Consider the following 14,058-nt stretch of genomic DNA (forward strand, 5'->3'; position numbering starts at 1 on the left):
TCATCAACGCAGGTAATGCATCAGCACGCCCAGCAGGGCAATCAGGCCGATGATCATCGCGAAGGCGTAGTGATAGAGGAAACCGGATTGGGTACGACGCAGCACGCCGGCTGCAACGTCCACAACACGTGCCGAGAGATTGACCACGCCGTCGACGATGTTGCTGTCGATCCAGCGCGAGACCTTGCCCAGCTTGACGCTGCCACCGGCAAAGCCATCGATCCACAGCTTGTCGAAGCCGTACTTGTTTTCCAGCACCGACACCAGCGGAGCGAAGGTCTTGCGCGCCTTGCCCGACAGGTCCGGCTTCCACAGGTAAAACAGTGCGGCCAGCAGGAAGCCCGCAACGGTCAGCATGAACGCCGGAGCCATCATGCCGTGCAGCGCGAAGGCGACCGGGCCGTGGAACTCCTCACCCAGGAAGCCGATGGTGTTCTTGGCCGGATCGTAGAAGTCGACGATTCCGGTGAAGAACGTATGCGCCTGGCCCTTGATGGCATCGTGGGCATGATGGCCGGCCCAGTCGGTGCCGTACAGCATCGGACCGATGCTGAAGAAACCGATGGCGATCGACGGGATGGCCAGCAGGATCAGCGGCAAGGTCACCACCCACGGGGTTTCGTGCGGCTCATGCGGACCGTGGCCATGGCCGTGGTCATCGTGATGCGCATCGCCGTGGTGGGCGTCGGCGGCGTGGTGAGCGTCATGGCCGTGACCATGATCGTCATGATGCACGTCGCGGAAACGCTCCTTGCCGTGGAAGGTCAGGAACAGCAGGCGGAAGCTGTAGAAGCTGGTGACGATCACGCCACCCAGCACTGCCCAGTAGCCGTAGGTGGCCACCCAGTTGTCGGACAGGTGCGCGTGCAGCTCGGCGGCCTCGATGATGGTGTCCTTCGAGTAGAAGCCGGAGAAGAACGGCGTACCCACCAGTGCCAGCGTACCGATCCACATGGTGATGAAGGTGATCGGCATGTACTTGCGCAGGCCACCCATCTTGCGCATGTCCTGCTCGTGGTGCATGGCAATGATGACCGAGCCGGCACCCAGGAACAGCAGCGCCTTGAAGAAGGCGTGGGTCATCAGGTGGAACACGGCTGCCGAGTAGGCCGACACGCCCAGTGCAACCGTCATGTAGCCCAGCTGCGACAGCGTGGAGTACGCGACGACGCGCTTGATGTCGTTCTGCACGATACCGATCAGGCCGGTGAAGAACGCGGTGGTGGCACCGATGAACAGCACGAAGTTCAGCGCGGTCTGCGACAGCTCGAACAGCGGCGACATGCGGGTGACCATGAAGATACCGGCGGTCACCATCGTCGCGGCGTGGATCAGTGCCGAGATCGGGGTCGGGCCTTCCATCGAGTCGGGCAGCCACACGTGCAGCGGGACCTGGGCCGACTTGCCCATGGCACCAATGAACAGGCAGATGCAGATGACGGTAGCGATCGACCAGATCACCGGCTCGTTGAGCAGCTGCATGCCCAGGATCGTGCCGTCCCAGATCTGCAGCTGGGCGCGCGGATCAGCCAGCATGCCGGCCTGCGAGAACACCTGCGAGTAGTCCAGGGTGCCGAACACCCACAGCACGCCGGCGATGCCGAGCAGGAAGCCGAAGTCGCCGACGCGGTTGACCAGGAACGCCTTCATGTTGGCGAAGATCGCGGTCGGGCGCTTGAACCAGAAGCCGATCAGCAGGTACGACACCAGGCCCACCGCTTCCCAGCCGAAGAACAGCTGCAGGAAGTTGTTGCTCATCACCAGGGTGAGCATCGAGAAGGTGAACAGCGAGATGTAGCTGAAGAACCGCTGGTAGCCCGGATCGTCCTGCATGTAGCCGATCGTGTAGATGTGGACCAGCAGCGACACGAAGGTCACCACCACCATCATCATCGCGGTCAGCTTGTCGACCATGAAGCCGACGTGGGCCGAGTACTGGCCGACTTCGAAGAACGTGTAGATGTTCTGGTTGAACGGCTGTGCGCCGCCCCACAGCAGCTGGTAGAGCGTGTACATCGACAGGCCGCAGGCCACCGCGACGCCGAGGATGGTGATGGTCTGCGCGCCGAAGCGCTTGACCTGGCGACCGAACAGGCCGGCGATGATGCTGCCGAACAGCGGCGCAAGCACCACTGCGATCAACAGACTCTTGGAGAGAGTGATTTCCATCTGTGGATCAGCCCTTCAACGAATCGACTTCGCCGACATTGATCGTGCGGCGGGTACGGAACAGGGTCACCAGGATCGCCAGGCCGATGGCGGCTTCCGCGGCGGCGACGGTCAGGATGAAGAACACGAACAGCTGGCCGGACGGGTCGCCCAGCTGGCGCGAGAAGCCGACGAAGTTGATGTTCACCGACAGCAGCATCAGTTCGATCGACATCAGCAGGACGATGACGTTCTTCCGGTTGAGGAAGATGCCGGCCAGGCTGATGGCGAACAGCACAGCGCCAAGCGCAAGGATGTGGCCAAGGGTAATCACGGCTGGGTCTCCTCGCCGGTGGCCGGCTTGCTGTTGCTGTGCACGACCGGTGCTTCGGCACCCATCTTGACCATGCGCAGGCGCTGGCCGGCCTTGACCATGGTCTGCTCGCCCGGGTTCTGGCTCTTGACGCCGGTACGACGGCGCAGGGTCAGCATGACGGCGGCAACCACGGCCACGGTCAGGATGACGGCGGCGAACTCGAACGGCAGCAGGTACTCGGTGAACAGCGTGCGTGCCAGCCAGGTGATGTTGGAACTGTCGGCGGCGACCGCAGCGGCGTTGTCAGCCGGGAACGGCGTAACCGAGCGTGCCTTGACGCCGATCAGGATCAGCATCTGCGCCAGCATCGCCACCGCGACGATGAGGCCGACCGGCAGGTAGCGCACCCAGCCCTCACGCAGCTTGGTGGGGTCGATGTCCAGCATCATCACCACGAACAGGAACAGCACCATCACCGCGCCGACGTAGACCAGCACCAGGGCTACGCCGAGGAACTCGGCCCCTACCAGCAGCCACACGCAGGCAATGGAGAAGAAGGTCAGCACCAGGCAGAGCACGGCGTGAACCGGGTTGCGCACGCTGATCACCGCACCGGCCGAAACCGTTGCCGCGATGGCGAACACCCAGAAAGCGATATTTACCCAATCCATCTCTCGACCTCAGCGGTAAGCGGCATCGGCGGCACGACGCTCGGCGATCTCGGACTCGAGACGGTCGCCAAGGGCCAGCAGCTGCGGCTTGGTAACGATGTTTTCGCCACGGTTCTCGAAGTGGTACTCGAGGATGTGGGTTTCGACGATCGAGTCCACCGGGCAGCTTTCTTCGCAGAAGCCGCAGAAGATGCACTTGAACAGGTCGATGTCGTAGCGGGTGGTGCGGCGGGTGCCGTCCTCGCGCTTGGCCGAGTCGATGGTGATGGCCAGGGCCGGGCACACCGCTTCACACAGCTTGCAGGCAATGCAGCGCTCTTCGCCGTTGGGATAACGGCGCAGGGCGTGCAGGCCACGGAAGCGCGGCGACTGCGGGAACTTCTCCATCGGGTACATCATCGTGTACTTCGGCTTGAAGCTGTACTTCAGCGTCAGCCAGAGGCCGGCCAGCAGTTCGAGCAGCAGCAGGCTCTTGAAGTAATGGGTAATCCTGTTCATCACTTAGACGCCCTTTTGAATCACGCCGAAGAACACCATGACGGCGGTAACCGCGATCCACAGAATGGCCAGCGGGATGAAGACCTTCCAGCCCAGGCGCATGATCTGGTCATAGCGGAAGCGCGGGAAGCTGGCACGGAACCAGATGTAGGCACTGGCGAAGAAGAACACCTTGACGAACAACCACGGTGCACCGCCCTTCCAGATCCAGTCGACCAGCGGCGAGACATTGCCGAAATCGACCCAGCCCTGGACCGGGCTCAGCCAGCCGCCGAGGAAGAAGATCGAGATCAGGAAGCTGATCAGGATCATGTTCGCGTATTCGGCCAGGAAGAACAGGGCGAAGGCGCCGCCGGAGTACTCGACCATGTGGCCGGCAACGATTTCCGACTCGCCTTCCACCACGTCGAACGGCGCACGGTTGGTTTCAGCCACGCCCGACACCCAGTAGATGACGAACAGCGGGAACAGCGGCAGCAGGAACCAGTCGAAGAAGCCGGAACTGCCGGCCTGCGCCATCACGATGTTGCTCAGGTTCAGGCTGCCCGAGGCGATCATCACGCCGACCAGGGCGAAGCCCATGGCGATTTCGTAGCTGATCATCTGCGCCGAGGCACGCATCGCACCCAGGAACGCATACTTCGAGTTGGATGCCCAGCCGGCCAGGATGATGCCGTAGATGCCCAGCGAGGTCATCGCCAGCAGGTACAGCAGGCCGGCGTTGGCATTGGACAGCACGATCTGCGAATCGAAGGGCACCACCGACCAGGCCGCGAAGGCCGGGGCCAGGGTGATCAGCGGGGCCAGCAGATAGATCGCCTTGTTGGCGCTGCTCGGCTGGACCACTTCCTTGAACAGCAGCTTGAAGACGTCGGCGAAGGCCTGGAAGATGCCCATGCCCACGTACATCGGGCCATGACGGACGTGCATCCAGCCGATCAGCTTGCGTTCCCAGACCACGTAGAAGGCCACCGAGATGATCACCGGCACGGCGATCACCAGGATCTTCAGGATGATCCAGATCAGCGCGCCGATGTCACCGAGGCCCAGCAGCCACTGGTGCAGCGGGTCGACCGCGTTCAACAGCAATTCGTTCATGCAGCCACCACCGATACGCGAGCGGCACCCAGCGGCGCGGTCGCGCCGTGGCCCGATTCAATCCAGACCGAACCCGCAGCGACGCGGGCGTCGACCACCACCGGCAGGGTGGCCTTGCCGGCGTCGGTGCCGACCTTGGCCATCTGCCCTTCCTGCAGCTGCAGGCGAGCGGCATCTTCTGCGTTCAGCACGATGCGCGGGGCGTTGTTGAGCGGATGCGACTGCAGTGCCGGCGCGCGACGGACCACCGCATCGGTGCGGTAGATCGCGGCGGTCGAAGCCACTTCCAGGCCTTCACCGGCAACTGCCGGCTGCGCCGAAGCAGCGACGGTGACCGACACCGGGGCCAGGCTGGCACGCAGGCCGGCCAGGTCGGTGAAGTCGAAACCGGCCAGGGCCATGTCGCCGCCCAGTGCTCGCAGCACGCGCCAGCCTTCGCGGGCCTCGCCCGGCAGCTTGCCGCCGGCACGGGCCGACTGCTCGCGACCATCGAGGTTGGTCAGGGTGGCATCGATTTCCGGCAGCGCACCGATCGGCAGGATCACGTCGGCAACGTCGCGGGTCGAGGCGCAGGCGAACTGGCTGAAGGCCACCACCTGGGCACCGGCCAGCGCCTTGCGGGCGGCCGGGGCGTCGGCGAAGTCCAGGCCCGGCTCAAGGCCGTACACCACGTAGGCCTGGCGCGGCTGCGCCAGCATCGCGGCGACGTCCTTGCCAGCCGGCAGCACGCCGGCGCGGGTCAGGCCAACGGCGTTGGCGCCCTGCGGGATGCGGCACAGCTTGGCACCGGTAGCGGCAGCGAAGTCACGCGCGGCAGCGCGGATCGCGGCAGCCTGCGGGTGGTTCTCGGCGATGCCACCAACGATCAGCACGGTGTTGTTGCCGCCCTGCACTGCCGAACGCAGCTCGGCGTTGGCCAGCGCGTCGACGAACTTCGACGGGGCAACGATCTGCTTGCCGGCGACACTGAAGGCGAAGTCGAAGTCCACCGGATTGACGACGTGGATCTTCGCGCCCTTGGTGGTCTGCGCCTTGCGCAGGCGGGCGTGCAGCAGCGGCAGTTCGTGGCGGATGTTGCTGCCCAGGACCACGATGCGGTCGGCGCCCTCGATCTCGGCCAGCGGCAGGCCGAACACTTCGGCGGTTGCGGCGTCGGAGAAATCGCGGTTGTTGATGCGGTGGTCGATGTTGCCCGAGCCCAGGCCCTTGGCCAGGCGGGCCAGCAGTGCGCCTTCCTCGTTCGAGGTCGACGGGTGCACCAGCACGCCCAGATTGTCGCCCTGGTTGGCCTTGAGGATTTCGGCGGCCGCGGCCAGGCCTTCGGCCCAGCTCACTTCCTTCCACTCGCCGTTGACCTTGCGCAGCGGCTTGACCGCACGGTCTTCGCTGTACAGGCCCTGGTGCGAGTAGCGGTCACGGTCGGACAGCCAGCACTCGTTCACGGCTTCGTTGTCGCGCGGCACGGTGCGCAGCACTTCGCCGCGACGCACGTGCAGGAACAGGTTCGAACCCATCGCATCGTGGTAGCCCAGCGACTCGCGCGCGGTCAGTTCCCACGGGCGGGCGCGGAACTGGAACACCTTGTTGGTCAGCGCGCCGACCGGGCAGACGTCAACGACGTTGCCGGACAGCTCGGTGGTCAGCGGCTTGCCGTCGAAGGTACCGATCTGCAGGTTCTCACCGCGGTACATGCCACCCAGTTCGTAGGTACCGGCAACGTCGGCGGTGAAGCGGACGCAGCGGGTGCACTGGATGCAGCGGGTCATCTCGGTGGCGACCAGCGGACCCATGTCCTCGTCAGGCACCACGCGCTTGCGCTCGTTGAAGCGGCTGACCGAACGGCCATAGCCCAGCGACACGTCCTGCAGCTCGCACTCGCCGCCCTGATCGCAGATCGGGCAGTCCAGCGGGTGGTTGATGAGCAGGAACTCCATCACCGAGCGCTGGAACTTCAGTGCCTTCTCGCTGCGGGTGGCGACCTTCATGCCATCCATCACCGGGGTGGCACAGGCCGGCGCCGGCTTCGGCGACTTCTCCACGTCCACCAGGCACATGCGGCAGTTGGCGGCGATCGGCAGCTTCTCGTGATAGCAGAAGCGCGGAATGGAGATGCCGGCCTTGTCAGCGGCCTGGATGATCATCGAGCCCTTGGGCACGACCAGCGACTTGCCATCGATCTCGATGGTGACGTGATCGGGTGGGACGCTCGGATTTACGGGTTGCGCGCTCATGCAGCGGCTGCCTCCACCTTCTTGCCGTCAACCATCGAATGACCGTTGACGATGTAGTACTCGAACTCGTCCCAGAACTGGCGCAGGAAGCCCTGGATGGGCCATGCAGCCGCTTCGCCGAACGCACAGATGGTGTGGCCTTCGATCTGGCCGGCCACTGCCTTCAGCTGGTGCAGGTCTTCCATCGTGGCCTTGCCGGCGACGATGCGCTCCAGCACGCGGTGCATCCAGCCGGTGCCTTCACGGCAGGGGGTGCACTGGCCGCAGGATTCCTTGTGGAAGAACTGGCTGATGCGACAGGCGAACTTGACGCAGCAGACGCTGTCGTCGAGCACGACGATCGCGCCCGAACCCAGGCCGGAGCCCAGTGCGCGGATGGTGTCGTAGTCCATCGGCAGGCCCTTCAGTTCGGCTGCGGTCAGCACCGGCATCGACACGCCGCCTGGGATCGCGCCCTTGAGCTTGCGGCCCGGACGCAGGCCACCGGCCATCTCCAGCAGGTCATCGAAGGTGGTGCCCAGCGGCACTTCGAAGTTGCCGCCGTTCTGCACGCAGCCGGACACCGAGAAGCACTTCGGGCCGCCGTTGGCGGTCAGGCTCAGGCCCTTGAACCACTCCGGGCCGTTGCGGATGATCGCCGGCACCGAACCATAGGTTTCGGTGTTGTTGATCGTTGACGGCTTGCCGTACAGGCCGAAGTTGGCCGGGAACGGCGGCTTGTAGCGCGGCTGGCCCTTCTTGCCTTCCAGCGATTCCATCAGCGCGGTTTCTTCGCCGCAGATGTACGCGCCGGCGCCCAGCGCGCCGTAGATGTCGATGTCCACGCCGCTGCCGAGGATGTTCTTGCCCAGCCAGCCGTTCGCATAGGCGTCGGCCAGGGCCTGCTCGAAGTGCTCGAACGGCTCGTGGTGGAATTCACCGCGCAGGTAGTTGTAGCCCACGGTCGAACCGGTGGCGTAGCAGGCGATCGCCATGCCTTCCACGACCGAATGCGGGTTGTAGCGCAGGATGTCGCGATCCTTGCAGGTGCCCGGCTCGGATTCGTCCGAGTTGCAGAGGATGTACTTCTGCATGTTGCCCTTGGGCATGAACGACCACTTCAGGCCGGTCGGGAAGCCGGCGCCACCGCGGCCGCGCAGGCCCGAGGCCTTGACCATCTCGATGACCTGCTCCGGCGGGATCTTCTCTTCGAGGATCTTGCGCAGGGCAGCGTAGCCACCGGTCTTCAGGTAGCTTTCGTACGACCACGGGGTGTCGTAATGCAGGGTGGTATAGACCACCTGGTGCGGCAGCGGCGCGGGGCCGACCGGACCCTTGGATTCGTGGTGATGTGCCATGCCCTTACTCCAGCCCGTCCAGCAGCTCGTCGACCTTTTCCAGGGTCAGACGCTCATGGTAGTGACCGTTGATGACCATCATCGGCGCGCCACCGCAGCCGGCCAGGCACTCTTCCTCGCGCTTGAGGTAGACGCGGCCGTCAGGGGTCGATTCACCGTGCTTGATGCCCAGCTTCTTCTCGCAATGGCGCACGATGTCCTCGGCGCCATTGAGCCAGCAGCTGATGTTGGTGCAGATGGCCACGTTGTTGCGGCCCACCTTCTCGGTCTCGAACATCGAGTAGAAGCTGGCGACCTCGTAGGCCCACACCGGCGGCAGGTCCAGGTACTTGGCCACGCCGGCGATCAGTTCGTCGGTCAGCCAGCCCTGGTTCTGCTCCTGGGCCGCATGCAGGCCCTGCAGCACGGCAGAGCGCTTGCGGTCCGGCGGGAACTTGGACAGCCAGTGATCGATGTGAGCGCGGGTCTTGTCGCTCAGCACCACCATCGGGTCGACGTCGCGCGCCGCCTCGAAATTACCTGTCGCCTTCATCGGCCGACCTCAGCGAAATGCATAACGTGAAATTCCAGAAACTGCGGCGCCGGCTTGCGCCGGCTGCCTGCAGCGGGCGTTGGCGTGGCGGACGGCATTACCGGTCAACCTCGCCGAACACCAGGTCGTAGGTGCCGATCATCGCCACCACGTCAGCCAGCATGTGGCCGCGCACGACCGAATCGATCGAGGACAGGTGGGCGAAGCCCGGCGCACGCAGGTGCACGCGGAACGGCTTGTTGGCGCCATCGGAGACCAGGTAGCAGCCGAATTCACCCTTCGGGGCTTCCACCGCCGAGTAGGTCTCGCCGGCCGGCACGCAGTAGCCTTCGCTGAACAGCTTGAAGTGGTGGATCAACGCTTCCATGTCGTCCTTCATGTCCTCGCGCCTGGGCGGAGCGACCTTGAAGTTCTTCACCATCACCGGGCCCGGGTTGGCCTTCAGCCACGCCACGCACTGCTTGATGATGCGGTTGGATTCGCGCATTTCGGCAACGCGGACCAGATAGCGGTCGTAGCAGTCGCCTTCCTTGCCCAGCGGGATGTCGAAATCGACGGCATCGTACTTGGCGTACGGACGCTTCTTGCGCAGGTCCCAGGCAATGCCCGAGCCGCGCAGCATCACGCCGGTCATGCCCCACTGGTGGGCCAGTTCGGGAGTGACCACGCCGATGCCGACGGTACGCTGCTTCCAGATACGGTTGTCGGTCAGCAGGGTTTCGTATTCGTCGATGCGCTTGGGGAACTCGACGGTGAAGTTCTCCAGGAAGTCCAGCAGCGAGCCTTCGCGCGAAGCATTGAGCTGCTTCAGCGCCTTGCCCTTGTGCCAGCGCGATTCCTTGTACTTCGGCATGTGGTCCGGCAGGTCGCGGTAGACACCGCCCGGACGGTAGTACGCCGCGTGCATGCGCGCGCCGGAAACCGCTTCGTAGCAGTCCATCAGCTCTTCGCGTTCGCGGAAGGCGTACAGCATCACCGCCATCGCGCCCAGGTCGAGCGCGTTGGAGCCCAGCCACATCAGGTGGTTGAGGATGCGGGTGATTTCATCGTACATGGTGCGGATGTACTGGGCACGTTCCGGTGCCTCGATACCCATCAGGGTCTCGATCGCGCGCACGTACGCGTGCTCGTTGCACATCATCGACACGTAATCCAGGCGATCCATGTAGCCGATCGACTGGTTGAACGGCTTGGACTCGGCCAGCTTCTCGGTACCACGGTGCAGCAGACCCACGTGCGGGTCGGCGCGCATGATGGTTTCACCGTCCATTTCCAGGATCAGGCGCAGCACACCGTGAGCGGCCGGATGCTGCGGGCCGAAGTTCATGGTGTAGTTGCGGATTTCCTGCCGGCTCTCGGCGGCGTTGCTGGCGAATGCTTCGCCGGCCTGGTGTACATGGCTCACTTCACTGCCTCCTGCGCGCGCTCACCTTCTGCGGTCTGCAGACGGGCGTCGTCGCGGATCACGCGCGGCACGCCGACGCGCGGCTCCACCGAGGTGACCGGTTCGTAGATCACGCGCTTCTTTTCTTCGTCGTAGCGGACTTCGACATTGCCGATCAGCGGGAAGTCCTTGCGGAACGGATGGCCGACGAAACCGTAGTCGGTCAGGATCCGGCGCAGGTCCGGGTGGCCTTCGAAGATCACGCCGTACAGGTCGAACGCCTCGCGCTCGAACCAGTTCAGGCCCGGCCAGATGCCGGTCAGCGAGGACACCACCGGCAGTGCTTCGTCAGGGGCGAAGCAGCGCAGGTGCATCATCAGGTTGTGCTGGTAGGAACGCAGCTGCGCGACCACCGCAAAGCGCTGGGTCGGCATGTGCTGCGGGCGGGCACCGTCGGCACCGTTTTCCTCGGTGGGGAACTCGCCCCACGCGAAGCGGCCCTGGGCCTTGCCTTCGACGCCTCGGCTGAAGCCCTGCGAGGACACGTCAGCGGTGTCCCATTCGTCGGAGCCATAACCGAGGTAGTCGACGCCGCACAGATCCACAGCCTGCTCGAAACCAAACTCGTCACGCAGCGCCAGGGCGGTGGCGTGCCACTCGGCGGCAGGCACTTCCAGCGTCACTTCGCCGCGGGGTTCGACCACGATGACCTTCGCACCAGCGAAACGTGCGGAGAGTCGGTCGATGAAGGATGCTTGCTCTGCCATGGGGGCTTGGCGCGCTCTAGTCAGGTGAAGGGGTCAGCGGGCGATGGTCTGTGTACGCCAGATCTTCTTCTGCAGCTGCAGGATCCCGTACACCAGCGCCTCGGCGGTCGGCGGGCAGCCCGGGACGTAGACGTCCACCGGCACCACGCGATCACAGCCGCGCACCACAGAATAGGAGTAGTGGTAGTAGCCGCCACCGTTGGCGCAGCTACCCATCGAGATGACCCACTTCGGGTCCGGCATCTGGTCGTAGACCTTGCGCAGCGCCGGGGCCATCTTGTTGACCAGGGTGCCGGCCACGATCATCACGTCGGACTGACGCGGCGACGGGCGGAACACCACGCCGTAGCGGTCCAGGTCCAGGCGCGCGGCGCCGGCATGCATCATCTCGACCGCACAGCAGGCCAGGCCGAAGGTCATCGGCCACATCGAGCCGGTGCGCGCCCAGTTCAGCAGTGCGTCGACGCTGGTGGTGACGAAGCCCTTTTCCAGCAGCGGGTTGTCGCCTTCCGGCCGCAGGATGTCATCAACCCGGCCTTCCGGCGACGGGTTGTTCATGAGGCCATCGAGAGTCTGAATCACTCCCATTCCAGCGCTCCCTTCTTCCAGACGTAAATGAAACCGAGGAACAGCATGCCGACGAACAGGCCCATGGTGACCAGCGAACGGGCGCCCAGTTCCATGAAGACCTGGGTCCACGGCACGATGAAGATGATTTCCAGGTCGAAGACGATGAACTGGATCGCGATCAGGTAGTAGCGCACGTCGAACTTCATGCGCGCGTCTTCGAAGGCTTCGAAGCCGCACTCATACGGTGACAGCTTTTCCAGATCGGGGCGGCGGGGACCGAGGAATCGACCAACCAGCATCAGCGTAACGCCGATACCGGTGGCAACGATCAGAAACAGCAGAGACGGCAAATATTCGGCCAGCACAGCGATTCTCTCTTGCCTCTGCCGCCGCGCCTGCAGGCGCTTTGGCATGGGGGAGTGGACGGGAACCTGCCTGGCGCCTTGCGCGCCAGACGAACCCGCTTTACTTACAAATGGTGCCCAAGAGGGGACTCGAACCCCTACGACTTGCGTCGCTACCACCTCAAGGTAGTGCGTCTACCAATTCCGCCACCTGGGCAAACGATCACATCAGACTATCTTTCCGATGCGCCGCGTATTGTAACCGGCTTCAGTCTTTCTGGGAGCCTTCCGAAGGCTTTTCTTCACCAGAAACCGAAGATTCCGCCTGAGCCGGCACATTCGCGGCCGGAACCGGGGCTGCCGGGACCGCATCGGCCTTCGGGACGGCCGGCAGCTCGCCCGCCGGAGCCGCCGGAGCAGCCGCTGCCGGGGCGGACATCAGACCCAGATCCTGGTCGGCTGCCGGACGGGTGCCGTGACCGGCATACCAGGCCATGAAGAGGCTGATGCCAAAGAACACGACAGCCAGCCACTTGGTCGACTTGGACAGGAAGTTCGAGGCGCCACGCGCACCGAACACCGTGCCCGAGGCACCAGCACCAAAGCCCGAACCTGCCGCCGCACCCGAGCCACGCTGCATCAGGATCAGCGCGATCATGGCCACAGCGACCAGCACGTAGACGACATTGAGGATCAACATCAGCATTGGAAACCGCCCTCGGACAATACTTCTAGGATTAGTTCGCGGCCGCCGCCCGTGCGATGGCCAGGAAGTCCGCGGCCACCAGGGAGGCGCCGCCGACCAGCCCACCATCGACATCCGGCTGCGCGAACAGTTCCCCGGCATTGTCGGGCTTCACGCTACCGCCGTAAACAATGGGCAGTGAATCGGCGATTCTAGCATCGATACGCGCGACTTCGCCACGGATGAACGCGTGCACCTGCTGTGCCTGTTCCTTGCTGGCGGTACGGCCGGTACCGATGGCCCAGACCGGCTCGTAGGCGACCACAGCATTGGCGAAACCTGCCGCGCCGACCAGCTCCAGCACCGGTGCCAGCTGGCTGGCGATGACCGCTTCGGTCTGCCCGGCCTCGCGCTGCTCCAGGGTCTCGCCCACGCACAGCACCGGCACCAGGCCGGCGTGCTGGGCGGCGGCGAACTTGCGCGCGACCAGCTCGCTGCTCTCATGGTGGTACTGGCGGCGCTCGGAATGGCCGACCAGGCCATAGCGGGCCCCAACCTCGACCAGCATGGCCGCGCAGACTTCGCCGGTGTAGGCGCCCTTCTCGTTGCTGCTCACGTCCTGTGCACCAAAGGCCAGGCCGGTCTCGCCGAAGTCCTCGACCAGCTCGCCCAGATAGGGCAGCGGCGGCAGGATCACCACGTCCACGCCCTCCAGCGGCAGCCCGGCGGCCACCTGCCCCAGCAGTTCATTGGCGAATTGACGGCTGCCATGCAGCTTCCAGTTTCCGGCGACGATCTTGCGGCGCATGAGCGGGTGGCTCCTGTGTGAAGTCAGCCGGTCATGATACCCGTTGCGGCAAAAATCCGTTTCCTTGTAAGCGGTTACATGGATTTTCAGCCAACGGCGCAGCCCCTCGTGGCCGGGGGCGGGGTTTGGTTGGTCGCGGAGAGCCCGGTTGGATTGGCGGGCTTGGCCGGGCGGGTGGGGATGGCGGGGGACGCCGTAAACCCGTCCTTGGGGGCTTGGCCGCGGCATCCATGCCGCGGACACCCCCGTCATCCCCTCCCGCCCGGCCTCTGACGCATTCCGGCGGTTGCGCCTGCCACGGAAAGAAAAAAGAAGAGCAAGAGCAAAAGCGGCATTGCGGATGGTTGCCGGGGTCAGATCCCTTTTCCGCAGGAAAAGGGATCTGACCCCTACTCCTCTTCGATCTGACAGATCTCATCCACGCATGGCGTGGATCTACTTGTGTCGACCAAGGTCGACACCTACCGGGAATCGCGATTTACCAACCGTCACCGGGAAACTGTCGAAGGCGGAGAGGTGTCGGATGGCGGGGTGTCCGCGGCATGGATGCCGCGGCCAAGCCCCCAGGGTGAAGTGACCCCCAGGAGTTGGACGCCAGATCCAACCTCCGAGGGATACATGAACAGATATGACGCGCGCTTCAAGCTGCAGGTTGCCAAAGAGGCCTGC

Annotated in this window: 15 protein-coding genes and 1 tRNA gene; 1 reads left to right on the forward strand and 15 read right to left on the reverse strand. The window is 64.4% G+C overall.

From position 1 onward, the window contains the following. Nucleotides 1-3 precede the first annotated feature (3 nt). The 15 genes from nuoL to tpiA all read right to left on the reverse strand — a co-directional run bounded on the left by nuoL (nt 4) and on the right by tpiA (nt 13,389). Nucleotides 4-2,169 (reverse strand): NADH-quinone oxidoreductase subunit L, encoded by a 2,166-nt coding sequence (gene nuoL, locus AC5P7X_RS14745; RefSeq protein ID WP_053500855.1) that lies wholly within the window; start codon nt 2,167-2,169, stop codon nt 4-6. Between the two features lie 7 nt (nt 2,170-2,176). Further along, nucleotides 2,177-2,482 (reverse strand): NADH-quinone oxidoreductase subunit NuoK, encoded by a 306-nt coding sequence (gene nuoK / locus AC5P7X_RS14750; RefSeq protein WP_005417921.1) that lies wholly within the window; start codon nt 2,480-2,482, stop codon nt 2,177-2,179. After that, nucleotides 2,479-3,135, reverse strand: coding sequence for an NADH-quinone oxidoreductase subunit J (locus AC5P7X_RS14755; protein ID WP_005417923.1), 657 nt, complete (start codon nt 3,133-3,135; stop codon nt 2,479-2,481). The genes nuoK and AC5P7X_RS14755 overlap by 4 nt, the downstream gene beginning before the upstream one ends. A gap of 9 nt (nt 3,136-3,144) precedes the next feature. Continuing rightward, nucleotides 3,145-3,633, reverse strand: coding sequence for an NADH-quinone oxidoreductase subunit NuoI (gene nuoI / locus AC5P7X_RS14760; protein ID WP_005417924.1), 489 nt, complete (start codon nt 3,631-3,633; stop codon nt 3,145-3,147). A gap of 3 nt (nt 3,634-3,636) precedes the next feature. After that, nucleotides 3,637-4,731 carry an NADH-quinone oxidoreductase subunit NuoH gene (nuoH, locus tag AC5P7X_RS14765; protein ID WP_021202065.1) on the reverse strand — a complete coding sequence of 365 codons (1,095 nt, stop codon included), beginning with the start codon at nt 4,729-4,731 and terminating at the stop codon, nt 3,637-3,639. After that, on the reverse strand, nt 4,728-6,962 hold the full coding sequence (nuoG, locus tag AC5P7X_RS14770) for an NADH-quinone oxidoreductase subunit NuoG (protein ID WP_053500857.1): 2,235 nt from the start codon (nt 6,960-6,962) through the stop codon (nt 4,728-4,730). The genes nuoH and nuoG overlap by 4 nt, the downstream gene beginning before the upstream one ends. Then, nucleotides 6,959-8,299: an NADH-quinone oxidoreductase subunit NuoF gene (nuoF, locus tag AC5P7X_RS14775; protein ID WP_005417934.1), complete on the reverse strand. Its 1,341-nt coding sequence runs from the start codon at nt 8,297-8,299 to the stop codon at nt 6,959-6,961. The genes nuoG and nuoF overlap by 4 nt, the downstream gene beginning before the upstream one ends. 4 nt (nt 8,300-8,303) lie before the next feature. Further along, nucleotides 8,304-8,831, reverse strand: coding sequence for an NADH-quinone oxidoreductase subunit NuoE (gene nuoE, locus AC5P7X_RS14780; protein ID WP_005410460.1), 528 nt, complete (start codon nt 8,829-8,831; stop codon nt 8,304-8,306). A gap of 97 nt (nt 8,832-8,928) precedes the next feature. Then, a complete protein-coding gene (locus tag AC5P7X_RS14785; protein ID WP_005417935.1) occupies nt 8,929-10,236 on the reverse strand; it encodes an NADH-quinone oxidoreductase subunit D in 1,308 nt (435 codons plus the stop codon). After that, nucleotides 10,233-10,982 carry an NADH-quinone oxidoreductase subunit C gene (locus tag AC5P7X_RS14790; protein ID WP_005410462.1) on the reverse strand — a complete coding sequence of 250 codons (750 nt, stop codon included), beginning with the start codon at nt 10,980-10,982 and terminating at the stop codon, nt 10,233-10,235. Before AC5P7X_RS14790 ends, AC5P7X_RS14785 begins: the two co-directional genes overlap by 4 nt. A 33-nt stretch (nt 10,983-11,015) precedes the next feature. Further along, on the reverse strand, nt 11,016-11,570 hold the full coding sequence (locus tag AC5P7X_RS14795) for a NuoB/complex I 20 kDa subunit family protein (RefSeq protein WP_005417936.1): 555 nt from the start codon (nt 11,568-11,570) through the stop codon (nt 11,016-11,018). Further along, the gene (locus AC5P7X_RS14800) at nt 11,561-11,917 is read right to left on the reverse strand and encodes an NADH-quinone oxidoreductase subunit A (RefSeq protein WP_005417937.1); all 357 of its coding nucleotides are present in this window, start codon (nt 11,915-11,917) and stop codon (nt 11,561-11,563) included. The genes AC5P7X_RS14795 and AC5P7X_RS14800 overlap by 10 nt, the downstream gene beginning before the upstream one ends. 111 nt (nt 11,918-12,028) lie before the next feature. After that, nucleotides 12,029-12,113 (reverse strand) — tRNA-Leu (locus tag AC5P7X_RS14805). 51 nt (nt 12,114-12,164) lie between these two features. Continuing rightward, complete coding sequence (gene secG / locus AC5P7X_RS14810) at nt 12,165-12,602, reverse strand: preprotein translocase subunit SecG (protein ID WP_005417938.1); 438 nt, start codon at nt 12,600-12,602, stop codon at nt 12,165-12,167. A gap of 31 nt (nt 12,603-12,633) precedes the next feature. Beyond that, nucleotides 12,634-13,389 (reverse strand): triose-phosphate isomerase, encoded by a 756-nt coding sequence (gene tpiA, locus AC5P7X_RS14815; RefSeq protein WP_021203422.1) that lies wholly within the window; start codon nt 13,387-13,389, stop codon nt 12,634-12,636. Between the two features lie 441 nt (nt 13,390-13,830). Between tpiA and AC5P7X_RS14820 the strand changes: the two genes are divergently transcribed. Continuing rightward, on the forward strand, nt 13,831-14,058 hold a 228-nt coding region (locus AC5P7X_RS14820; RefSeq protein WP_495215067.1), incomplete at its 3' end, for a hypothetical protein.

Source organism: Stenotrophomonas sp. YJH_SMC_53 (assembly GCF_059369995.1).

Coding starts and splice junctions, on each gene's coding strand:
- secG (WP_005417938.1), bottom strand. CDS start 12,602: ATGCTGATGTTGATCCTCAATGTCGTCTACGTGCTGGTCGCTGTGGCC.
- nuoF (WP_005417934.1), bottom strand. CDS start 8,299: ATGGCACATCACCACGAATCCAAGGGTCCGGTCGGCCCCGCGCCGCTG.
- AC5P7X_RS14755 (WP_005417923.1), bottom strand. CDS start 3,135: ATGGATTGGGTAAATATCGCTTTCTGGGTGTTCGCCATCGCGGCAACG.
- AC5P7X_RS14790 (WP_005410462.1), bottom strand. CDS start 10,982: ATGGCAGAGCAAGCATCCTTCATCGACCGACTCTCCGCACGTTTCGCT.
- tpiA (WP_021203422.1), bottom strand. CDS start 13,389: ATGCGCCGCAAGATCGTCGCCGGAAACTGGAAGCTGCATGGCAGCCGT.
- nuoH (WP_021202065.1), bottom strand. CDS start 4,731: ATGAACGAATTGCTGTTGAACGCGGTCGACCCGCTGCACCAGTGGCTG.
- nuoG (WP_053500857.1), bottom strand. CDS start 6,962: ATGAGCGCGCAACCCGTAAATCCGAGCGTCCCACCCGATCACGTCACC.
- AC5P7X_RS14795 (WP_005417936.1), bottom strand. CDS start 11,570: ATGGGAGTGATTCAGACTCTCGATGGCCTCATGAACAACCCGTCGCCG.
- nuoE (WP_005410460.1), bottom strand. CDS start 8,831: ATGAAGGCGACAGGTAATTTCGAGGCGGCGCGCGACGTCGACCCGATG.
- nuoL (WP_053500855.1), bottom strand. CDS start 2,169: ATGGAAATCACTCTCTCCAAGAGTCTGTTGATCGCAGTGGTGCTTGCG.
- nuoI (WP_005417924.1), bottom strand. CDS start 3,633: ATGAACAGGATTACCCATTACTTCAAGAGCCTGCTGCTGCTCGAACTG.